Here is a 22,343-nt window from a genome sequence, read left to right on the forward strand (position 1 = left end):
CGGCTGGTTCACCGCCGCCAGCGGTGGGGCCGAAGTCACTGCGGCGACGGTGGTGGACACGGCGGCGAACCACACCCTGTACGCGCAGTGGACGATCAACCAATACACCCTCACCTTCGACAGCGCGGGCGGCAGCCCGGTGGACTCCATCACCCAGGACTTCGGCAGCGCGATCACCGCCCCGGACGATCCGACGCGGGAGGGTTACACCTTTGCGGGGTGGAATCCGGCCGTGCCTGCAACTATGCCAGCCCAAAACCTGACGCTGACGGCGCAGTGGACGGCCGACACCTACACTGTGACGTTTGATGCCAACGGCGGGACCGATCCTGACCCGGCCAGCAAAGAGGTGACGTATGGCTTGGCCTATGGCACTCTGGCCACCACCAGCCGCACGGGTTACACCTTTGCGGGTTGGTTCACCGCGGCCTCGGGTGGAAGCGAGGTCACTGCCGACACCGTCGTGGCGACGGCGGCGGACCACACGCTGTACGCCCGGTGGACGGCCAATGAGTATACACTCGTTGTGGTTGTCGAACCGGCGGCAGGCGGCTCGGTGGAGGTTGACCCCGATCAGGCCACCTACCACTACGGTGCTGTGGTCACCCTGACGGCCACAGCGGCGACTGGGTGGACGTTCGATCACTGGAGTGGAGCCTGTGCTGGTGAAGGTGTCTGTCAAATAACGATGGATGGGGAGGACAAGTTGGTTACGGCGCACTTCATTCAATCGCTGTCTCCGGCGCCCGATCATAATTATTACCTGCCTTTGATCTTCAAATAATGGTTTAAGATAAGGGGCCAGGATTTTTTCTGGCCCCTTTTTTATCATACCAAATTGGAAATTTTTGTGTGCGGTTAGTATAAACCAGATTTGGGGAGTGGTTAGGTAGTAACCAGAACCCGGACACCAAGGGTGTCCGGGTTTGTATTTGGGCAATGACGGCGTCAGGAAGTTTCGAGAGGCAGGTCAATCAATAACTTCCAGCCAATGCTATCCCGTGCGGGACGATTGAGGCGCTCTGTTTGTGGGTGGCTGCCTGGGCCAGCATCTTGCGGGCGCGGAAGAGTTTGCTTTTAATGGTGCTGATGGTGGTGTCCAGGGTTTGGGCTATCTCTTCGTACGACATCGTGTGCCAGTATTTTAGAATCACCACAATCCGATAATCGGGTTGGAGCAACTGGAGTAGGTCTTGCACTTCCTGGGTAGCTTCTGCTTCCAGCACGGCCTTTTCCGGTTGGGTGGTTTCCCGGTCGGAGAGATATTCCCGCAGATCATCCCACGCTACCAATTGAAACCGCCGTTTTTTCCACCGATCCAGGCAGTAGTGGGAGGCGATAGCGAATAGCCAGGTAGAAAATTGGCGCTGGTCATCATACGTATCCAGCTTGGTGTAGGCCCGCAGAAAAACCTCCTGGGCCGCGTCTTCGGCTTCGTCGGTGTTTTTGAGCATGTGGTAACAAATATTGTAAACGGGCTGCTGGTATTTTTCCACAATCCGGCCAAAAGCAGCCTGCTGCCCGGCTTTGGCCTGAGCGATCCATAGATTTTGTTCTGGCGTATCAGGATATTTTGATGGCGTGTGTGACATGGTTGTTTTACTCATCCCTCCGGCCACATTAAAAAAAGAAAACCGGCCAGGGTTTATCCTTTCGGACTCTATCATACAACATCCCGCCGGGCCTTACCTATCGGCTGGCTAACAGCTACCTATCCTTTTGGGATAGGGTCTACGCAATTCACTTCCCGGATGTGAACGGTTAATGATTTTGATGTTTAATTATCAAGTGTCAGTTTCATTGGTTTATCCGGTGCAAAGCATTTACGCGCCATACACACCAGCCATTTGGCGTGATGCGCCAGGTGCGGCCCCATGAGCAGGAACATGGCCATACCGGTCAGCCGGTGCAGGCCGGCCCAATGCCGCTGCAAAAAGATAACCTGGTTAAGCGAAGTCAGGTCCATCACCCACACCAGCAAGCCGGACCCGCCGCATAGAACCAGCAGCACCAACAGCAGCAGATCAATCCGCCGGTTGGCGAGGACGGCCCGACCGGGGACGCGAGGGTAACGTAAAATGTTAGCCTTAACCCAATCCCAATGCCAGGCCACATGCACCAGCGATCCTAAAATCATAATTGCGCCGGCCACAGAATGAATCATTAGGCCTACCGTGGAGTGATGTCCGGCCGGCGACACAATGGTCACAATAAACAACACCAGCAAAATAATGTCGAGCCAGAAGTTCTTTTTTTGTTTGGTCATCATAAAAATCCTTTCGTTTATTTACTTTCGAGAGCATTAAATATGGATGGCGCGCAATTTACTGCTAAGGCCCCATAAAAGGCCCATTACTGGCGTGCAGTAAACGGCAGTAATATGACCGGCCACCTTGAGCACTTGTTGTATTCCCGCCGGGCAAAGAATATCGCCGGGATCCGGGGTAAGCGCGATTAAACACCATTCTTTCAAAGATAGGTCGGCAATCCCGGCCCGGATGTATGCCTCGGCGTGAGTGGAGTAGGCGAATTGTCTGAATGCAGCCGGGTTTTCTTCAAGCCTGGCAAATGCCACGGGGTTCGTTTTTCGCTGCTGCTCCATCTGCCATTGCAATAAAAAGCCGGTCAAATCAAGCCATGCCTGTCCCGCCGAACTGAGCTTGGGGCGCAATTGGTTGGTAAAACGACGGACGTATTTGTCGCCGTAAGCCAGGTAATAATCGGGTGGCGTGGCGGGCGGGGTTGTTTTGTGCCGGGCCAGGTAGTCTTTGGCCCGGGCGGCGTAATAGTTGATATTAAAGGCTACCTGGGCCGGTAAGGGGCTTTGTTGTCCCGGTTGATTCGGGTTTGCTGCCATCATTTTTCTTGCTCCCAAAATTTGATGATTCGAATTAGATTTGTCTTCAGTTTATCGTTGTTTGGGGATTTTGAGAGGTGTACAATGGGCTATTTTGCGCTTGCCAGAGGTTAGAAATTTCAAGGCGCAAAATGGCCACAAGTCAAGTACCCTTTGGCCGGAAGAGTCTTTTTAAAACTAAAACAGAATAGCCAAAAGTCACGTGACTTTTGGCTATTCTCTATCTATCGCCGGACACTTTGAAGCTGGTTTTATTGGTGGTATACTGGGGGACAGGAGATACGTATGCGCCAAAAACTTGGCCAATTCACCTGGCGGCAGTGGTTATTGCCCCGTTATATTGACGCGATAGGGCTGTTAGTTTACCTGGTGGTACTGGGCGTTTACAGTTATTTAATTTTTACCGTCGCCGGCCACCTTGCTTACCCCTGGCTGCGGCTTGGCGCTGTAATAGGGACAATCCTGTTTCTGTTGTTCTTGGACCGTCTGGAGTACCTATATTACAACGACCACCCCTCGTGGCGGCCATCCGGCGTAATAATGCTGTTACGGTTGCTGGTGGTTTGGCTGGTTCTGCTGACCGATGGCAAGGGCCAGCCGGAGCTGCACTTTTTTTTCGGGGCCTTGGTTTTTAGCGTTTTATTTTTAATCGGCAGCAGTTATGGTTTAACCGGCCTGGTTTGGCTGGTGGGCCTGCTTGACCGTTTTGAAGCCACAGATACCACCCGGCACTTTCATCAAAATGAGAGCTTGTTCCATGCCTTATTATTGCTGGGCGTTATCTTGATTTTTTATGTGGCCTACCTCATCCGCCAGGAACGACTCAACCGCCGCCGCGCCGAACAACTGGTGCGCGAACTGGAAGAATCTCACCGCAAATTGCAAGCCTACGCCGCGCAAGTGGCCGAACTGGCCACTACCGCCGAACGCAACCGCCTGGCCCGCGAAATTCACGATAGCCTGGGCCATTATCTGACCGTGATCAACGTGCAGCTTGAAAAAGCCCTGGCCTTTAGGAACCGGAATCCGGAAGAAGCCGAGCAGGCGGTGAGGGAATCCAAACGATTGGCCCGGGCAGCCTTGCAAGAGATTCGCCACTCCGTGAGCGCGCTGCGCGATACCCCGGAAACCTTCTCGCTGAGCCAGGCCCTGGCCGAACTGGTGGACAATATGAACACCGGCCAATTTTCCATTGCCCTGGATATTCAAGGCGACGAGGCCGGTTTCTCCCGCCATGCCCTGATCACGCTCTATCGCGCGGCCCAGGAAGGTTTGACCAACATCCAAAAACACGCCCAGGCCAGCCGGGTGACCGTCCGCGTGCGCCTCAACGCTCAAGAGGCCGATTTGTTTATTGAAGATAATGGCCAGGGTTTTGACCCCCACGCCTTGACCGATAAAGCAGATACCCACTATGGCCTGCAAGGCGTGCGGGAACGTTTAGAATTAATTCGGGGTTCGCTGAAATTGGAGAGCGCGCCGGGCCAGGGTACCAGTTTATTGATTACCGTGCCCAAAAACCCGCTGGTGTTGGTAGAGCAGGTAGGGTAAAAGGATGACGACAATTATCATTCGCCGCGCAGAACCGGGTGATTACGAAGCCGTGCGGCAAATTTATGTTGGTCCCAAAGTAATATGGGGCACGTTGCAACTGCCGTTCCCTTCCGTCGAGTTGTGGCGCAAACGCCTGGCCGAGCCGCCGGAGGGCCTTTATAGTTTGGTGGCTTGTGTGGAAAATAATGAAATCGTCGGCCAACTGGGTTTGAGCACCTCCCCCCAGCGGCCCCGCCGCCGGCATGCGGGACAAATTGGGATGGCGGTGCGAGACGATTGGCAGGGCCGGGGGGTCGGCACCGCTTTGATGCAAGCCGCCGTTGACCTGGCTGATAAATGGCTGAACCTGACCCGGCTTGAGTTGGAGGTGTTTACCGATAATGCGCCGGCCATCCGGCTCTATGAAAAGTTCGGCTTTAACATTGAGGGCATGCTGGTTGATTTTGCCTTTCGAGAGGGGCAATACGTGGACACCTACTGCATGGCCCGGTTTCGGGGTCAGGCCTTTAAAAAATAACAGACTTGTTCTTGTATAAATTTTTTAGGCTCGGCCACGTTTCTGGGACACAGAAAAACGCTGATTTTTGGAAATTTCATTTTTTATCAGCATTTTTCTGCGAAAATCTGCGTCCTGCATCTCCTTACTTTTATCGAGGAACAACTCTAATGACCAATCACCCCTCAGTCACCGTCCGCGTTCTGGTAGCGGACGACCAACAACTGATGCGGGAGGGCATCGCCTCTTTGCTGAGCATTCAGAATGGCCTTGAAGTTGTAGGCACCGCCGCCAACGGCCAGGAGGCCATTGACCGGGCCTTGACCCTCTTACCGGACGTGATTTTAATGGACATCCGCATGCCCGTCATGGACGGCATTGCTGCCACCGAGCAACTTCGGCGCCAATTGCCCGGCTGCCAGGTGCTCATGCTGACCACGTTTGACGATGACGAATACATTGTCAAATCCCTCATCGCCGGGGCCTGCGGCTATTTGCTCAAAGATATTCCGGCCCGGGATTTGGCCCACGCCATTCAATTGGCGCATCGAGGAATTTATCAACTGGAGCCGTCCATTGCCGGAAAATTGGTTGGCGTATTGAGCGCAAAAGGGGCAGCCCCGGCCCTGGCAACCCCCGCTCTTGAGGAGGAGTGTCCCGATTTAACCGAACGGGAGTTGGAAGTGCTGCGCTTGATTGCCACCGGGGCCACCAACCGCGAAATTGCCCAGGCGCTGGTCATCAGCGAGGGCACGGTTAAAAATCACGTCTCCAATATCCTCAATTGCCTGGGCCTGCGGGATCGGACCCAGGCCGCTATTTACGCCCGTGAGAAAAATTTGATTTAGGACAAGTACAAAATCGCCACCACCGCCAACATAAACAAAAACACACAAATTTGCATAGGCCGGTCGGTGAGCAGCACTTCGTCGGGGGCGCCGCCGTTGCCCTGGATGTGGATCACATACAGGTAACGGAAAATCCCGTACAAAACAAAGGGGATGGTCAACATCATAAGATAGTTTTCGGGCAAATTGGGGGCAAAAAAGGTGTAGAACGAGTAGGTCATCACCGTGCCGGCGGTGACCACGGCCATCATCTCGTCCAAAAAAGGCAGGTTATATTCACTCAGAATGGCGCGGGTGGTGGTAGCCTGCTCTTTGAGCAGGGCCAGTTCGGCCCGTCGTTTGCCCAAAACCAAAAAGAGGGCCAAAAGCACGGTGAACACGTATAACCAGGGCGAAAATCGTTCGGCCTCTACCAATACGACGCCTCCGGCCACGCGCAAAACAAACCCGGCCGCCACGGTGAGAATATCCACAATGACGATATTTTTTAGGATGAAGGAGTAAGCAATTTCCAGCAGCAGATAACCGGTTAAAATAAGGCCAAAATAAAAATCCAGCCAGAAACACAGCGGAATACACACAGTTGGCAGAATGATGGCCGTAATGATGGCGATCTTCACCGGCACGCGCCCCGCCGCCAGGGGGCGATTTTTTTTGGTGGGATGTTGCCGGTCTTTTTCGATGTCTACCAGATCGTTGATCAGATAAACTGTGCCGGAGATGAAGCAGAGCAGGATAAAACCGATGATGGTTTTTAATAAAGCGTCAACCTGAAATAACTTAACGTCAAAGATTAGGGCTACAAAAATGGCCCCGTTTTTGGTCCACTGTTTGGGCCGCAATGTTTTGAAAATTCCGGTAATCAAGATTCCCTCGCGTATAAATAATCAGACGGGTATGATACTCAAAGCCGGGGGCTTTTGCAAAAATTGAAATCATTTGCTTTACAAATTTTGCAGGTTGCAGATTGCCAAGAATTATGTTACGCTTCTATTGATGACCAAACGCAGGTTAGATATTCTGTTAACTGAAAAGGGACTGGCCGACAGCAGAAGCAAAGCCCAGGCCTTGATTATGGCCGGCAAGGTGCGGGTTGACGGCCGGCCAATCACCAAGGCCGGCGCCCAAATACCTCTTGAGGCGCGCCTCAACGTTGAAGATGATTTGCCTTACGCCAGCCGGGGCGGCTTAAAGTTAGCTGCCGCCCTGGATGAATTTGCCCTTGACCCGCGCGGAACTGTTTGTACGGATGTGGGGGCCTCGACCGGCGGATTCACCGATGTATTATTGCAGCGCGGCGCGGCGCGGGTATATGCCATTGACGTGGGTTATGGCCAATTAGCCTGGTCGCTGCGCCAGGACGAGCGGGTGGTGGTGATGGAGCGGACCAATGCCCGTTATCTGGAGACCTTGCCGGAGCAGATTGACTTGGCGACAATTGATGTTTCATTTATCTCCTTAAAATTGATCTTTCCGGCAGTGGTAAAATGGTTACAACCTGCGGGCCTGGTTGTGGCGTTGGTCAAACCTCAATTTGAGGCGGGTAAAACCCAGGTGGGTAAAGGCGGGGTGGTGCGAGACCGAGCGGTGCAGCGACAGGTATTGGAAAAGGTATTGGCCTATGCGGCGGAGGCAGGTTTAATTCCGTTTGGCCTGCTGCCTTCGCCCATTACCGGACCGGCGGGTAATCAAGAATTTCTGATTGGCTGGCAGTGTCAAATAATCCACTCTCCCCTTGAAACGACAGTGGCCATTGAAAATTGTTTGGCCGGGTTGGATACGTTAAAATAGGGTTTTTTAGGCTAGGGCTTAGACAAACCCTGCTGGCTCGTGTATAATTCAAGCGGAATGGCTTGAGCAGCCAGGATATACCAAGCAAAGGGATGGTTCATACAATCCAGGAATTAACTTTATCTTTTTGACGAATGACGAACGACCAATACCAGAAAATTCTTGAATACCCCGGTCCTCTTGGTCGTCAATGGCCGTTTGTCGGTCGTCAGTAAAAAAGTGTCAACAGAATTTTGAGCTATCCCCCATCAAATAACATTATCTTGAAGTGAGATGCGTAATGTTAAAGTATCTGGATGGTTCCCCTGAAGAATCAGACCCTACAGGGGAAATAGAATCTGCCAACGAGACCTCAGTTACGGATGATAGTTGGCTGGCCGAGATAGACGAGGAACTGGCGCAAGTTGAGGAGCAAGAAACCCCCAATCTGGAGCCGGCCGTATCGCCCGAAACAGAAGAGAATCAGGCGGCTGCGTTTAAGCAGAAAATAACGGGCCTGGAGCAGCGCATTGGCTATTTGGAACGAATTGTAAAAATTAGCCAGATTCTCAACTCTACGCTAAGTTTGAAACCTCTTTTGCAAATCATTGTGCAAGCCGCCACCGAACTGACCGGCACCGAACAGTGTTCCATTATGCTGATGGACAGGAATAGTCACGAATTACGCTTTGCCGAGGCCACAGGTGGGGTCAGCGAGGCGCTGAAAAAAGTACCCGTTCCCCTGGAGGGCAGTATTGGCGGTTGGGTGGTCCGTTCAAACCGGCCCTTGCTGATTCGTGATGTCAAAAATGATCCGCGCTGGCATCGGGGAGTTGATGAAACCATTGATTTTGAAACACGGTCCATTTTGGGTGTGCCCCTGAAAGTGCGGGATAAGGTTATTGGCGTGCTGGAGGTGGTCAACAAGGTTGGTGAGGGGGGATTTGTGCAAGATGATATCCAAATTGCCGAAACTCTGGGCGCGCAAGCGGCCATTGCCATAGAAAACGCCCGGCTGATGGACGAGTTGCAACAGGCTTACCGTGATTTGTCGGAAGTGGACCGGATCAAGGGAGATTTTGTGAGTATTGCTTCTCACGAGCTGCGCACCCCCTTGTCGTTGATTTTGGGTTACGCTTCATTTCTCCGGGATAATGTGACGGGTCAGGCCAGCGAACAGGCCGACATTGTTTTGAGCAGCGCCATCAAATTGCGCTCGATTATTGACGATATGGTCAACTTGCGCCACGTTCAAGCCGGGAGTGTTCAACTGGAACGAAGCATGTTCTCCTTGCGAGAACTGGTGTTAGAAGTAATCAAAGAATTTAGCGATTTTGTTAAGGCCAAACAACAAAAACTGACCAGCCGGTTCATCCCTAACGATACGCCCCTGAATATTGACGCCGACCGGCCCAAAGTCCACCTGATCCTGGCCAACCTGGTTTCCAATGCCTCTAAATTCACCGGCGAAGGCGGCCGGATTCATCTTGATGTCGAACTAAAGGGGCATGAATATTGGATCAGTGTGATTGATACCGGCGTTGGCATCCCTGAGTCCCAGTATCATCGAATTTTTGATCAATTCTATCAAGTGGAGCCATCCCTGACTCGCAAGTTTGAAGGGATGGGCCTGGGATTGTCTATTGCCAAAGGGATGGTGGAAGTGCATCGGGGCCGGATTTGGGTGGAAAGTGTAGAGGGTAAGGGCAGTAAATTTACCGTTGTTTTCCCCACCGCGCCCGATGTGGCCACCTAACAATATTTTGTTTGACCAAACAGAGACATAAACCTTCCGGGGCGCCAATTAATTGCGCTGAAAATATTAAGGCCGCTATCTCACCACAACCATTTTGGGGAGACCAAGTTTATGCCCGACATCATCGTTATCGGGGATATTAATATTGATATAAATCTTACTATTCCTGCTTATCCGATGCCGGGCAATGAAGCTGTTGCCACCACCGTGCATATGCATACGGGCGGTTCGGCCGTCAATACAGCTATTGCTCTGGCCAAAATGGATATGGATGTTGGGTTCATTGGTCGGGTAGGCCAGGATACCCTGGGTGACAAAGTGCTGGCTGATCTCAAAAAAGCAGGCGTAGATTGCACCCATGTGCAAACCGACCCCACCGTCAGCACCGGGATGATTTTCATTGCCGTTACCGCAGATGGCGAGCGCACCATGTTTAGCGCCAGAGGGGCCAATGCCTTTACCGATGCCGGGGCTTTAAACGCCAACAATTTTACCCGGTGCCGGTGGGTTCATCTCTCCGGTTACTCTTTTTTATCCTATCACCAATATGAAACGGCCATGGTGGCTCTTGAACAGGCCGAAAACTCTCCCTATACCAGGGTAAGTATGGATGTTGGCCCGGAACCGGCCTTCCGGGCGCGTTCTCGTATTCTGGAGATCTTGCCCAGATTGGATATTCTATTTCCAAATCGAATGGAACTGACCTTATTAAGTGGAGGTTTATCCGTTGAACAGAGTTTTGACTACCTTTTTGAGCACGGGGCCAAAGCCGTTGTGGCCAAATGCGGCCATGAAGGTTGTATGTTAGCCATAGACCATAAACGAACAATATTGCCTGCTTTTCAGGTTGATATAAAGGATACAACCGGGGCCGGGGATAGTTTTGATGCCGGCGTTGTTTTGGGGCGGTTGATTGGCTTGAGTTGGGAGGCATCTGCGGCGTTGGGTAATGCCCTGGGCGCCCTGGCGGCCACCCAAAATGGTAGTGGCGCAGATTTTATTCATCGCAGCGCCGTAGCCAAGTTAGTGGAAAAACATTTATTTCATCCGGCCTGGGCTTCGGTTCAATTTGCTTTAGAAGAATTGACCGCTTACTTTGAGGGTGAAGGAATGGCATAGTTTTGTCAAACAAAAACCTGAAAACTTTGGTCAAATCAAAAGCTTTTTTAACAGTGGCATTGACGGATAAAAAGAAGCGCGGGCAATATTGCCCGCGCTTCTTTGCTGAAAGACATTGTTAGATGGGACGCTTAGGGTATGATTGATACCTTGCTGGCCTGGAGTCCTTTGGCGCTTTGTTCGATAGTGAACTCAACCCGCTGACCTTCGTTCAGCGTACGGTAACCTTCTGACTCAATCGAGGAATAATGCACAAAGACATCTTCTCCCTCATCTCGTTCAATGAAGCCGTAACCTTTGGTGGCGTTGAACCACTTCACTGTGCCCTGGATACGTTCAGACATAATAGAAATCTCCTTGTTGCTTAAATAAAATTGATAGAAATAGGCCGAAGATGTTCGCTATTGACAATAAAAAAATGACCACCGCTACGAAGATCTGGCAGCCATCTCAAAGCCGAACAGGAACCTTCTTCATCGGCGCTACATATTACCATGCTCGCCCATTTCCGTCAATTATGTCACCTTGTTGTGAACAGGTGTGGCAACCAGCGACAGTAGCCACACCTGAAGGCAAACGCGGGAAAACTTGTCGTGATCAAAAAAATTACCCACATTCATAAATTTAGTCGCTATATATAGTGGTATATTCTGGCGTTTTTCTACAATATATTGTAATATTGTTGGCTCTGGCCCCAAGTTTGAGGCTTGGTTTGGAAATGATCATTTGCACTCTAAAATGTTGCTTCTTTTGCAAATATATCTATTATTGGACAAAAGGTAACTACCCTATGTTCCTGACCAGGGAGTTCAGGTTGGGCTAATAACGTGATTAGTCTGAGTTTTCTCAAAGATGAGCTGCCGCAGTCCCTTTTGCGCGGATTTCCCAAAATTTGCCATGCTTTTGCTCAAGGCAGGTGGGCTGGACGGAAAGTAGTTGCGACGAAACTATCACTAATTAAACGTATGGAGGCTTGTAGATAATGGCAAACATTCAAAAAACTAAAGGCGTGATTGGCATTTTAACCGGCGGCGGCGATGTTCCCGGCTTGAACCCGGCCATCCGCGCCGTCACCATTCGCGCGCTTAGAGAAGGGTATCAGGTTATTGGTATTCGCCGTGGTTGGGCCGGCGCTATTGAGATTATTCGGGATAAGGATGCTGATAACAGCGACAATTATCGGGTTTTAACGGAAGAGATTGTCAATAAAGCGGGCCGCACCGGCGGCACATTTTTACATAGTTCGCGCACCCGCCCCAGCCACGTGGCCCAAAATAGCGTTCCCGAACATTTAAAGGACAGCTACACCGAGGATGTGAATGACCTGACGCCGGAGGTCATCAAAAACCTGGACTATCTGGGTATTGATTACCTCATTCCCATTGGCGGCGATGATACCTTGAGCTATGGTGTGCGTTTGTTCCAGGAAGGGATTAAAGTGGTGGCTATTCCCAAAACTATGGACAACGACGTGCCCGGCACCGATTATTGTATTGGGTTTAGCACCTGCGTTACCCGCACCATCCAGATGACCCACGACCTGCGCACTTCCGCCGGTTCCCACGAGCGTTTTCTGGTGCTGGAAGTTTTTGGCCGCTATGCCGGTTTTACCGCTATGCTGCCCACCATGGCCGGCGCCGCCGACCGCTGCGTTATCCCTGAGTACAAGTTTGACATTGAGCAGTTAACTGAACTGCTCGTTCATGATCGGTACAGAAATCCCAGCCGTTATTCCGTTGTTTTGATTTCCGAAGGAGCGATGTACCAAGGCGGGGAAATGGTGTTTCAAGATCAAACCAGCGACGCCTACGGCCACAAAAAACTGGGCGGCGTTGGCGACCTGATTGCGTCGGAATTGAAGAAGCACGCGCCCAAATTTAACAACGGGCGGCCCATTAACGTGATCAACCAAAAATTGGGCTACATGGTGCGCTGCGGCAATCCCGACGCGCTCGATTCCATTGTGCCCATGGCCTTTGGTAACCTGGCCCTGGACCTGATCATGGATGGCGTGCATGGCCGGCTGGTGGTGGTCAAAAACGGCCGTTATGATAATATGCCCATTGACGTGGTCACCAGCACCAAAAAACTGGTCAATGTTCAGGAACATTACAATACCGAACGCCTGCGGCCGCGCTATCGCAGTTTTGAGATGAAGCCGCTCCTGATTATGACCGGCGAAGTGTAAATTCTACAGCTTTTTTTGATTGGATCAGGGCCAAGTAGTTTTTTAATTTCCCTTCCTTAACTTGGCCCTGGTCAAGCCAAAACAAAAGTAGGCCGGAAGCGAATTTTCCTCGGCCTACTTTTTGTTGTTTTGGGGACCGGTCAATTTAGGGTATCGGTTGTTGGCCTTCCACCCTTGCCCGCCAAGTGCCTCACCTTTATTTTGACGGCATGGCCGCCAGCAAAGCTCGGATTTGTTGGATCTGTTCCCGTTCGTGTTCCAGCATACGCCGCATCACTTTGCGGGGGGTCCATTTTTTGCCGTCATAAATGGTGAAATTGCCAAAGTCCGTCGGCTGTAACGCCCGCAATCGTTCCAGGGCTATGCCCCGGGTGGCGGCCAGCCGAAAAAGAGGGGCTTCGGGCCAGCGTTTGAGCCGGTCGGTATACCATAGGTCGGCCTCGGCCGTATGACAAAGGATTTCACGGATAGAAGGAGTATTATCGGCGAGTTTGTGATCCAGGGTTTCTTCCGGCAGGTCCCTGACCAGATCAACCAATTCCTGCCGGGAGATTGCCATCCAACGGAAAAGAGTTTCCAATTCGTTGGGATGCAAGGAATCGTAATCGGTGGGGAAGGTGGTTTTATCAACTTCCTCAAATTCCAGGTGAATCCCTTCGCTGGCCCTGGGGACCGGCTCGCCCACATCCCGTAGCAGCGCCAGATACTCTTCAACAGCAGCCCGAATTTTCTCTTTGGCTTCCTCAATGGTCTGGCCTCGGGCCGAGGCCCCTGGTAAAGCCGGCACGTGGGCCGTAGGGCCTGTGCCCGTCATCGGGTCGCCAACGGTTTCAATGTAAACCAGGTACTGCCGCATAGTTTTCTCCCTATCAGGATGATTTTTGCCAATTAGTCAGGGTGCGTCCAGAATTTTTGGAAAGCACAGGGGGGAATTTGGGGGGATACCCCCCACACCCCCCAGTCCTCCTAAAATATCGGACAGACCCGATTAGTCATGCCATATCTAAAAATGGCTCACAAAAATCAGGCCGCTTAGGCATTAAGCCTCAACCAATCGAAGACATGCCGGGTTGTTGTAATCGTTGTGGCCAGGCTGTAACCGGGATAGCAACCACCAGCATCAACAGAGTTGAAATTACTGCCGAAGTGAGGCACCAGGCGCATACGGCGCGAATGGTAAAAATTTCCAGCCAGGTCAGATATATAGAAAAGATAACGCCCCAGCAAGTCAAGGTCAACAGAGCCAGTATTGACAGATTGGCCAATTGCCTGGTGGCGTATTTTTGCACCACCCACAGCAAGATGATGGTGATATAGCTTAACATGCCCAGAACAGCAATAGGAATGCCCAATAGCTGGGCGTAAGGGCTGGCTTGCACAATGTTACATTCGCCAATAGGCCCGCACACCGCTTTAACGTGCGTGATTTCCACATACGCCAGATAGGTGGCCACGCCCAGGCCAACCAGGCTTAAGAGAGGAATAAGCCAGGGTTTAAGCTGGGGAATGGGCGCGCGTTCCAGTTGAGCCAGGAGGGGTAGATTATTAACGATGCGCCAGATAGCGAAAACAAGACTGGTGGCCATAAACACCAAGATGGTTGCGGCCAGGGCCGTGCCCACGGGGTCTGGGGGTGGTTCTGTTTGTGTTTCGGCAATAACGGGCTGGGTGTCTTTGCTGATGGACTGTACGGATTGCTCGGCAACGGCGATAGGTGTATCTGTGGGTAACGGGGCTGCTGTGGCCGGGGCTGCTGCTTGCTCTTGCGCTTCTTCGGTGGAGGCGGTAGTTGGCGTTGCCGGCTCTGGCCGGGTTTCTTCGCTTGGCTGGGGTTCTGGAGAAGAGGCAGTTGTGGTTTCCGCTTGGGCTTCGGCAGCGGCAATTGATTCCACCAGTTCTGGAATATCAGGCCAGTCAAGGCCCCCGGCAGCCAGGTGCTCTTTAACCAACCCCGGAAACTGTTCAGGGATTTCCCCGCTGCCTACCAGCACTACGTCGCCAATCACCAGCGTGGGCACGCCCTGTCGCTGAGGGGGAATCTGAAACTGCTCTATGGCGACTTGGTAAAAATGGCTACCGGTCGGCTGTGAAGTGTCAATTCCCAACACCTGAAGCTGGTCGCCGTGCTCCTCGGTCATGGGGATGATCACTTCTTGAATAACATAATGGCAATGGGGACAGCTAGGAGAGTAAAAAAGCACCGCCCGCACTACCGCAGATTCATCATTTGACTGGGCGGTAGCTATGGCCGGCAAGGCCAAACCAATGCCCAAGAGAAATAGCCACAAAAAAATTTTTTTTACACTAATCATCAAAAACTCCCTAACGCCTTTTTTTGGAGCAAGTCATGTTTATTGAATTCATCAAATTGCATTTAATTTATTATAGTTAGACCTCGGGGGTCTTGCAAACAGCTTCATCACAAAATGTCGCCGGACACCACCGAGGTTTAAATCTTTTTTTGAAACAGGCAGCCAGAATTGCCCTTTATTTACCGTTTATGACAAATTCAATCCCTTCCAGGGTAGAAATTGTTTCGTGAACCGGGCAATGTTCGGCCACGCGCAAAAGAGCCTTTTCTCGGCCATTACATTCGGCATGGGGTAAATTGGCCTTGATCTTAAGGTTGACCAGACGGGTGGGATTGTCTGCCTTGTCAAAGGAAACATCTACCGTCATGTTTTGCGCGTTAATACCTTTTTGGGCGCAGTAGTTGGCCAAAAATGCGCCAACACATGAACCCAGTGAGGCAATAAAAAGTTCAGGCGGAGTGGGGCCGCGGTCGCTGCCGCCCATTCCGGCCGGCACATCAATAAGCATACGGTGATTACCCAAATCGCTTTCAAAAAGCATGTGACCCTTGTAAACTGTGGTGATAGTACCCAAATTTTTTTACCTCCATAGGAATAGATATATTTTGATCTCTGGACCAGCCTAAAGCTGAAACCGAGATCAATGAATTTTGAAGTTTAGTAACCATAGCACAATTTTTATCAAAATGTTAGTGACAAATATCACGATATAGTGTGACAAAAATCACATATTTTGGGGGGCTTCAATAGTATCTTACAAGTAAAAAGCTTGTCCAAAAAGCAAGAAGTTGTATGCCTTTAAAAATTAGAGATGTTTGGTTGAGCAACATCCGCGCTAGTTTCTCATTTCTTTTTTTCGTAACTATTTTGACAATGTTAGATTACTATGTCAAGTAAATACGCCGATATTAAATAACATAACGATTTTTAGTCGGTTCTTTCACTGAAATAATGGCCTGACTGAATCAGGATTAGGAGTCCAGAGCTTGCTCTGGACTCCTTTTTTCTTTTACCTTGTTTTTGCGCGAACAGAGGCGGTTTTTGTTGTCATAATCCAACTTGACGTAATAATGTAACATTGTCAAAATAGTTACACGTTTTGATTAAAGCAATGAGCGTACAAGAATCAAAAAGCAGAAGCGGGTAAGGCAAACCCGGCTTCTGCTGTTGGAGTAACAAATAATTAAGCTTATATGTGGACGGCTTGTCCCAAGGCCACGTGAGCGGCTTCCATGATCACCTCGCTCAGGGTGGGGTGAGGGTGAACCGTGTGCGCCAGTTCCTCCAGGGTGCTTTCCAGGCCCATCATGCCGGTTGGCCCGGCCAGCAACTCGGTAACGTGCGGGCCAATCATAAAAACGCCCAAAATCTCGTTGTATTTGCTTTCGGATACAATTTTTACAAAACCGGCATTTTCAGCCAGCCCCAGGGCTTTGCCGTTGGCCTGGAAGGGGAACGCGCCGGTTTTAACCTCATAACCCTGCCGGCGAGCCTGGGCTTCGGTAAGGCCCACCGAGGCCACTTCGGGATGGGTGTAGGTGCAGCGGGGCATTTTGTGATAATCCAGCGGATGGGTTTTGCGTCCGGCAATTGCTTCGGCGGCAATAAGACCTTGCGCGCTGGCTACGTGGGCCAGGGCCAACTTGCCGGTCACGTCGCCAATGGCGTACAGGCCTGGCACGTTGGTTTGCATTTGGTTGTCTATTTGAATGTAGCCCCGTTCCAGTTTTGCCCCTACGGCTTCCAGGCCCAAATTTTCACTATTGGGAACCACGCCAATGGCAATTAGAGCTTTTTCGGCCTGTAGAGTCTCGGCCTGCCCCTCCGCGCTCACGTTGATGGTTACGCCTTTGGCGCCGGTTTCCACTTTTTCCACTTTGGTTCCGGTTTTTATCTTGATCCCCGCCCGTTTAAATTGTTTTTCCAATTCCTGGCTGATCTCTTCATCTTCGGTGGGTAATACGCGGGGCAGCATTTCAACCACGGTTACTTCTGCGCCGTAGCTGTGAAAAATATGGGCAAATTCCATGCCAATTGCGCCGGCCCCCACAACGACCATTGAGGCGGGCGGTTCTTTTAACTCCAAAGCTTGGCGATAAGTCAGCAGCTTGTCGCCGTCAATTTCTACCCCGGGTATAGGGCGGGCGCGGCTGCCGGTAGCAATAATGATGTTTTTGGCGGTGTGAATCCGGCCGTTAACTTCCACTTCGGTTTTGCTTTTGAGTGTGCCGGCGCCCTCAATCACCTCGATGTTATTTTTTTTCATCAAAAAACTCACGCCTTTAACCAGGCGTTGGCTCACCTGGCGGCTGCGCTTCTGGGCCGCTCCATAATCAATGTTCAGGTTGTCAAAACTAAAGCCAAAGGTTTTACCCTGCCGGAGCAGATTGATCACTTCGGCGTTTCGCAACAGCGATTTGGTGGGAATGCAACCCCAGTTCAGGCAAACCCCGCCCAGGTGTTCCTTTTCCACCACGGCCGTTTTTTGGCTAAGTTGGCCGGCCCTGATTGCGGCCACGTACCCCCCCGGGCCGCCACCTATAACAAGCGTATCATAGTTACTCATGCAGTTCACCTTTTCTGATAAAATTCGCGTTGAAAAACAACATCGTGAATTATACCACTATTGTTGGGAAAGGGGTAAAACAGGTTAGTTTCTGCGAAGAGAAATTCAATTAAATCAGAGAAATTGGCAACAGTTTTTTTTTCGTGTAAAATATTGTCAATAAGCTCTTGCCAGATAATGATGGTTGGCTATCAAAAATTGGCAACAGGGTGGGGGGGCAGGGCGTTCCCTGGAATTTGTAGGATCAATCTGACAATTATTAACGGTTATAGCCGCTAACTTGATACAGGGTGACAAATAGAATGATAGAAAAATTTGAACCGGCCTACATCACCATTGTTGAAGGTCCTCCGCCTGACTTTCGTGATGTATCTAACGACTGGGCCATTGGGGTATTAGAAGGATTGTACGAGAGCGATATAGCGTTGTGTGAAATGCGTACTTTTGATGGCCCCAAACTTGTCAACCGCTGCCGGGCAGCCTGGCGCGAGGGTCGTCCGGCCCGCCTTGATTTCCCTACCGGCGAAGGCTCGCGCGGCGAGTTGGATATCCTGGCCGTGCGTTGGGAAGAGGTTGAAGAAGGTCACAAATTGTATTTATGGCTTAAGGTATAGTTGAACTGGCCTTAAAACGCCCACCTTCTAAAGTTAATGGAAGGTGGGTTTTTTATTTTTGAGGAGCGCAGTGATAGGCTGCTTTGGCGATTTTTTTAAGTGGGTTATCCCGCGCCATTTTTTGAATAAGCGTAGGCCGGAGTGTAAGGTTGGCCTAACGGCACCTTGGCATCGGCTACATTGGCCGCAATAGGCACTTTATAAAAAAGCATCTGCCGGCCGTAGGCTTCAAATTCGTGGGCTACATAGATGCCGTTCAACTGGCCAACCATCCAGCGCATTGTGCGGTTGCGCTTTTCAACCATAAAGTTGGCCGATCTTAAACCAATCAGATCCGCCCAACCAAACATGTGGCGGACCAATTCCGGCCCTACCCCCAGGCGCATGTATTCTTGCTTAACCCCCAAAAAAATCACATCGCCTTCTTGCTCCGGGCTGCGCGTTTGATCGGCGTAACTCCACCCTTTGACAACATCGGAAATTATCTTGGGCTTGTTCAAAACAGATAAAGCAACCGGCAGCGTCACTCGCCACAGGTAGCGCTTTTTGAATTCAGAGAAGAACTTGGTGCTGGAAACGGCCATCGCCGTTTGCGCTACCAATTGGCCATTGTCAAACACCCCAATGCCTTCCCCCCACTTTGAAGCGCAGACGGCCCGGTACAGTTCCACCAGAAAACGATGGCCCAACAAAGTGAGCACCGTACCCGGTTGCCCTTCAATGTGAATGGCAGCCGCAGCATCGGCATCGTTTGGCTGTAAATAACGATATTCCATTTTGCTCAAACTCCAGCAGTTTCTTTATTATCAAAGGTGCAAGTATACTCTTATCAAGAATTGTTGACAAAAGTAGAAACCCGGCGTTTGGGGCGAACAAAAAACAAGTTGACTTACCGTAGTGCAGGCGTATAGTTTACGTCAAGTTTGTTTTGCCAGAAATGAATATACTAGAATTGTAAAAGGGTTATATTTAGGGTGACATATAACCCATAGACAATTTCTTCTCCTCCTTTTTGGAAGACCCGGTGATGGCGCACCGGGTCTTTTGATTCTAAAAGGTTGAACCGCAGGCAGGCAAAAACTCTATGCGGGCTTGATCCCTTTTACGGCCCCAGGTGAGTGACACTAACATTGTCAATCACCGTTTTACCTCCCTGTTCGGCTAACGGATGAAACCCCTTGATATAGATGGTCATTTGCTCTCCGGTGGCCGCAACGGTTTCTTCTGTATCTACCCAGGTATCTTCGGCGCCGTTGTCCCAGGGAAACCATTGCACTGTTTCCGCATGCCAAACGGTGCCTCCGGTCAAATCAAGCCCCAAGGCCATTTCAACCGGCGATAGGCTGCGATCGTGTTTGGCATAAGCCACAATGCTGTAACGATGTCCGGTTTTGGTGGGAATAACCCGAAAGATGCCGGAGTTAGCCGAGATAAAGTCGAACGTAATCTCCTGCGATTTGGCCCCGGAAAAAACATTGGGCTGGTAAAGATTCTCGTTCATACAAGATGAGCCATACGGCCCTTTCTCCACAAAGGCCGTCCAATTGGCAGCCACTGCCGCGCCGGGGCAGGGTTCGCCGTGGGGGTTGGGCCAGGGGACAAAATCTGTTTCAAAGTCCCAGTCCCCGCCCTGAAGGGGGGGATCGGGCGTGACGGCGGGGGGAGAAGATGGCGGCGGTGCGGTAGCCGTGGGGGTCAAGGCAATGGTTGGGGTTATTTCAAGCGTCATTTCTGTGGTTACTGATGCAGGCGTATTGGTGGGAAAAACAGGGAGGGTGGATGGAGCGTTGGGATCAGGCGTATACGTGGGCGCATCCTCAAGCGGCACAATGGCCAGCGCTTCTACTTCGGCAACCGTTGGCGTTATCAACCGGGGATCGGTGGTGGGGGTGGCTGTTTGCACCTCGTAGTTTGATGACCGTTGGGGAGGAATGGCCGTGGCCGCCGAACCACCGATCAGACAGGCCAGCAGCGGCCAAATTGTGATGATGCCTGCCAACCATATTGACTTTGATGTTACATGTTTTTTCATAACGACTTCCAGAAGGGTGAGCAACAGGAGCAGAGTCAGTAGCGGCTCAATTCCATTTACTCATTTCTAATTTCTTATTCCGGCCCTATATCAACCACGCTAATATTATCGAGGCGTAGCGTGCCCCCTGGCTCCGGGTAAGGATGTGACCCTTTGAGAAAAATGGTCATGTTCCCGCCGGTGGCAGTGACGGTGACACTGGTTTTGCCCCAGGCATCGTCAACATCTTCATTCCAGGGAAACCACTGCACGTTTTCAGATTGCCAGTCGGCGCCGCCGGTCAGGTCTACGCCCAAAAAAACGGTTACTGTGGCCGGGCTGAATTCCCGGCGCATGTGGGCTTCAATGGTGTAACGATGGCCGGGAATACTGGGCGCGGTTCTGAAGACACCGGCTTCAATGCCCACGTAGGCAAAGGTGATTTCCTGCGCGCTATGGCCGCTGTGCACATTATCTTTCCACACGGTCTGGTTCATGCAGGCAGAGCCGTATTGGTCGCGGCTGGTAAAGGCTGTCCAGCCGTTGGCCAGGCCGGAGCCAGGACAGGCATCACCATAGGGGTTGCCCCAGGGGGTAAAACCATCTTCAAAATCCCATACGCCGCCTTGCAACGGTTCGGCCAAAGGGACGGCTGGGCTGGGGGGAGGGGGGGCTGTTGGCGCCGGCGCTGCCGGTGGTTCCGGGGTGGGCGTCTCATCCGGTTGGAGGGTGTTGGTTGGGGTTATTTCTAAAGTTGGGGTGATGGTTGGTGTGAAGGTTGGGGTGGCATTGGGGTTGGGGGTATAGGTGGGGGCGTCAAAAATAGGGGCCAGCGTTGGCGTGGCCATTTGAACTTCAAAAGCAAGTTGGGTTATAGTGGCTGCCGGCTGCGGCGTTTGTTTGGCCAGACTACAGGCTAACATAGGCAAAACCAAGAGCCAGCCGCCCCAATAAAACATGCTGCTTTTCAAAACTTGCGTTCTCCTTCCAAAGTTCCCAAACTCAAATTATACTCGGGAGAGAATAGAATGGCGAGTCTTAATGCGGCTCAATGACAATGTCTTCCCAAAACGAGGGCTTGATTGGTGAGGTGGGATACCGGGTAACCCAGGGTTTAATCAGGAAATGATGCCGGACATAGAGGTAGGGGATAAGGGGCGACTCTTCTATCAAAATTTTGTCTGCCTGTTGATATAATTCTATGCGTTTGGCCTGGTCGGTCACCTGCCGGGCCTGCTCAATCAGATCGGTAAAGTTTTTGTTTTGCCAGGCAACCAGACACGGGATGCAACTTGCCCGCAGAACATTATCGGGATCAGGATAATCGGCAGACCAGCCCATCCGAAACATGTGCGGAGGATTTTTGTCAAGCCGCTCAAAAAAATGCCCATCTTTTGGAGAGTTTTGCCAGCTAAGGTTTATGTTCAGGTTTTTTTGCCATTGGGCTTGCAGATATTCAATCACCGCCGTATGGGTGCTTGAGCCCAGCCACTCCACCGTCGGGAAGCCACGGCCTTCTGGATAACCTGCTTCAGCCAGAAGATGTCGCGCCTGGTCCGGTTGGTAGGGTAAGCCAATCCCCGGCGAGTGGCCCGGCATGCCGGGCGGGATGAATCCACCCGTAGCCGGGAAAACATAGCCACCCATAACTACGTCGGCCAGGGTTTCTCTATCAACGGCCATGGCCAAGGCCCGCCGCACGCGCGCATCATTAAAGGGTGGGCGGTTTATATCAAAGCCGATATAGTGGGTGGCCAGAGCCGGAATTGAAAGATAATCGTCGGCATATTGCCGCCGGATTAAATCCAGTTCCGGGCCAAAGAGGTACCAGAGGCTGATTACGTCTACTTGATCAGTCTCATACAAATTCAGCCTTTGCGTATTTTCTACATTCAAAAATAGTTCCACCTGTTGCAGATTGCCCGTGAACTGCCCGCGGTAGTTGGGGTTACGCCTAAAAGACATTGACTGTTGGGGATGGTAAGCCTCTAACTTGAACGGCCCGTTGGTGACCAGATTTTTCGAGTTAGTCCATTTATGGCCGTCTTTTTCTATAACGTGCCGGGGAACGGGGAAAGTGGGAGAGTAGGTTAACAGGTGGGGGAAATAGCTGGTTTGCCTTTCCAACTCCACCACCAGCGTGGTGGGATTAACGGCCTGAACCCCCACCTGGCCCGGCTGAGAAACCTGGCCCTGGTGAAACGCTTGAGCGCCTTTGATCTCGTATAAAAGTTTGGCATTGGGCGAATCTA

The 22,343-nt window shown here is 51.4% G+C and carries 22 protein-coding genes; 9 read left to right on the top strand and 13 right to left on the bottom strand.

Annotated elements, in window-relative coordinates; genetic code table 11:
* Positions 1 to 784: InlB B-repeat-containing protein (locus JW953_09940; protein MBN1993012.1), on the top strand; the 784-nt coding region annotated here is incomplete at its 5' end.
* A 190-nt stretch (positions 785 to 974) separates the two neighbouring features.
* Here the strand turns inward: JW953_09940 and JW953_09945 are convergent.
* The 3 genes from JW953_09945 to JW953_09955 all read right to left on the bottom strand — a co-directional run bounded on the left by JW953_09945 (position 975) and on the right by JW953_09955 (position 2,860).
* Positions 975 to 1,592, bottom strand: coding sequence for a sigma-70 family RNA polymerase sigma factor (locus JW953_09945; GenBank protein ID MBN1993013.1), 618 nt, complete (start codon positions 1,590 to 1,592; stop codon positions 975 to 977).
* A gap of 185 nt (positions 1,593 to 1,777) precedes the next feature.
* Positions 1,778 to 2,269 (bottom strand): hypothetical protein, encoded by a 492-nt coding sequence (locus JW953_09950; GenBank protein ID MBN1993014.1) that lies wholly within the window; start codon positions 2,267 to 2,269, stop codon positions 1,778 to 1,780.
* A 33-nt stretch (positions 2,270 to 2,302) separates the two neighbouring features.
* Positions 2,303 to 2,860, bottom strand: a complete 558-nt coding sequence (locus tag JW953_09955) for a hypothetical protein (protein MBN1993015.1) — start codon at positions 2,858 to 2,860, stop codon at positions 2,303 to 2,305.
* 282 nt (positions 2,861 to 3,142) lie between these two features.
* Here JW953_09955 and JW953_09960 point away from each other — a divergent pair, with 282 nt between their 5' ends.
* The 3 genes from JW953_09960 to JW953_09970 all read left to right on the top strand — a co-directional run bounded on the left by JW953_09960 (position 3,143) and on the right by JW953_09970 (position 5,755).
* A complete protein-coding gene (locus tag JW953_09960) occupies positions 3,143 to 4,408 on the top strand; it encodes a sensor histidine kinase (protein ID MBN1993016.1) in 1,266 nt (421 codons plus the stop codon).
* A 4-nt stretch (positions 4,409 to 4,412) separates the two neighbouring features.
* Positions 4,413 to 4,928, top strand: coding sequence for a GNAT family N-acetyltransferase (locus tag JW953_09965; GenBank protein ID MBN1993017.1), 516 nt, complete (start codon positions 4,413 to 4,415; stop codon positions 4,926 to 4,928).
* A 149-nt stretch (positions 4,929 to 5,077) separates the two neighbouring features.
* Positions 5,078 to 5,755 (top strand): response regulator transcription factor, encoded by a 678-nt coding sequence (locus JW953_09970; protein MBN1993018.1) that lies wholly within the window; start codon positions 5,078 to 5,080, stop codon positions 5,753 to 5,755.
* On the opposite strand, the gene JW953_09975 is transcribed toward JW953_09970, so the two are convergent.
* Complete coding sequence (locus JW953_09975) at positions 5,752 to 6,621, bottom strand: decaprenyl-phosphate phosphoribosyltransferase (GenBank protein ID MBN1993019.1); 870 nt, start codon at positions 6,619 to 6,621, stop codon at positions 5,752 to 5,754. The two genes, JW953_09970 and JW953_09975, sit on opposite strands and share 4 nt — an antisense overlap.
* Before the next feature lie 130 nt (positions 6,622 to 6,751).
* On the opposite strand from JW953_09975, the gene JW953_09980 reads away from it, so the two are divergent.
* From JW953_09980 to JW953_09990, 3 genes are all read left to right on the top strand, one after another.
* On the top strand, positions 6,752 to 7,546 hold the full coding sequence (locus tag JW953_09980; GenBank protein MBN1993020.1) for a TlyA family RNA methyltransferase: 795 nt from the start codon (positions 6,752 to 6,754) through the stop codon (positions 7,544 to 7,546).
* Between the two features lie 280 nt (positions 7,547 to 7,826).
* Complete coding sequence (locus tag JW953_09985; GenBank protein MBN1993021.1) at positions 7,827 to 9,281, top strand: GAF domain-containing sensor histidine kinase; 1,455 nt, start codon at positions 7,827 to 7,829, stop codon at positions 9,279 to 9,281.
* Positions 9,282 to 9,392: 111 nt separating this feature from the next.
* Positions 9,393 to 10,400, top strand: coding sequence for a carbohydrate kinase family protein (locus tag JW953_09990; GenBank protein MBN1993022.1), 1,008 nt, complete (start codon positions 9,393 to 9,395; stop codon positions 10,398 to 10,400).
* Between the two features lie 131 nt (positions 10,401 to 10,531).
* Here JW953_09990 and JW953_09995 read toward each other — a convergent pair whose 3' ends face one another.
* Complete coding sequence (locus JW953_09995) at positions 10,532 to 10,744, bottom strand: cold-shock protein (protein MBN1993023.1); 213 nt, start codon at positions 10,742 to 10,744, stop codon at positions 10,532 to 10,534.
* Between the two features lie 638 nt (positions 10,745 to 11,382).
* Between JW953_09995 and JW953_10000 the strand changes: the two genes are divergently transcribed.
* A complete protein-coding gene (locus JW953_10000; protein ID MBN1993024.1) occupies positions 11,383 to 12,588 on the top strand; it encodes an ATP-dependent 6-phosphofructokinase in 1,206 nt (401 codons plus the stop codon).
* A gap of 196 nt (positions 12,589 to 12,784) precedes the next feature.
* Here the strand turns inward: JW953_10000 and JW953_10005 are convergent, their stop codons facing one another.
* The 4 genes from JW953_10005 to lpdA form a co-directional block, all read right to left on the bottom strand.
* The gene (locus JW953_10005; protein ID MBN1993025.1) at positions 12,785 to 13,444 is read right to left on the bottom strand and encodes a type II toxin-antitoxin system HicB family antitoxin; all 660 of its coding nucleotides are present in this window, start codon (positions 13,442 to 13,444) and stop codon (positions 12,785 to 12,787) included.
* A gap of 190 nt (positions 13,445 to 13,634) precedes the next feature.
* Entirely contained in the window at positions 13,635 to 14,900 is a 1,266-nt protein-coding gene (locus JW953_10010; GenBank protein ID MBN1993026.1) for a vitamin K epoxide reductase, read from the bottom strand.
* A 175-nt stretch (positions 14,901 to 15,075) separates the two neighbouring features.
* Entirely contained in the window at positions 15,076 to 15,474 is a 399-nt protein-coding gene (locus JW953_10015; protein ID MBN1993027.1) for an OsmC family protein, read from the bottom strand.
* A 615-nt stretch (positions 15,475 to 16,089) separates the two neighbouring features.
* Entirely contained in the window at positions 16,090 to 17,466 is a 1,377-nt protein-coding gene (gene lpdA / locus JW953_10020; protein MBN1993028.1) for a dihydrolipoyl dehydrogenase, read from the bottom strand.
* A 302-nt stretch (positions 17,467 to 17,768) separates the two neighbouring features.
* Between lpdA and JW953_10025 the strand changes: the two genes are divergently transcribed.
* Positions 17,769 to 18,080, top strand: coding sequence for a hypothetical protein (locus JW953_10025; GenBank protein ID MBN1993029.1), 312 nt, complete (start codon positions 17,769 to 17,771; stop codon positions 18,078 to 18,080).
* 104 nt (positions 18,081 to 18,184) lie between these two features.
* On the opposite strand, the gene JW953_10030 is transcribed toward JW953_10025, so the two are convergent.
* The 4 genes from JW953_10030 to JW953_10045 all read right to left on the bottom strand — a co-directional run.
* Positions 18,185 to 18,856 carry a hypothetical protein gene (locus JW953_10030; protein MBN1993030.1) on the bottom strand — a complete coding sequence of 224 codons (672 nt, stop codon included), beginning with the start codon at positions 18,854 to 18,856 and terminating at the stop codon, positions 18,185 to 18,187.
* Positions 18,857 to 19,182: 326 nt separating this feature from the next.
* On the bottom strand, positions 19,183 to 20,112 hold the full coding sequence (locus tag JW953_10035) for a hypothetical protein (protein ID MBN1993031.1): 930 nt from the start codon (positions 20,110 to 20,112) through the stop codon (positions 19,183 to 19,185).
* Between the two features lie 74 nt (positions 20,113 to 20,186).
* Positions 20,187 to 21,062: a hypothetical protein gene (locus JW953_10040; GenBank protein ID MBN1993032.1), complete on the bottom strand. Its 876-nt coding sequence runs from the start codon at positions 21,060 to 21,062 to the stop codon at positions 20,187 to 20,189.
* A 67-nt stretch (positions 21,063 to 21,129) separates the two neighbouring features.
* On the bottom strand, positions 21,130 to 22,343 hold a 1,214-nt coding region (locus tag JW953_10045), incomplete at its 5' end, for a peptide ABC transporter substrate-binding protein (GenBank protein ID MBN1993033.1).

The sequence above is a fragment of the Anaerolineae bacterium genome (assembly GCA_016931895.1).
Classification (GTDB): domain Bacteria; phylum Chloroflexota; class Anaerolineae; order 4572-78; family J111; genus JAFGNV01.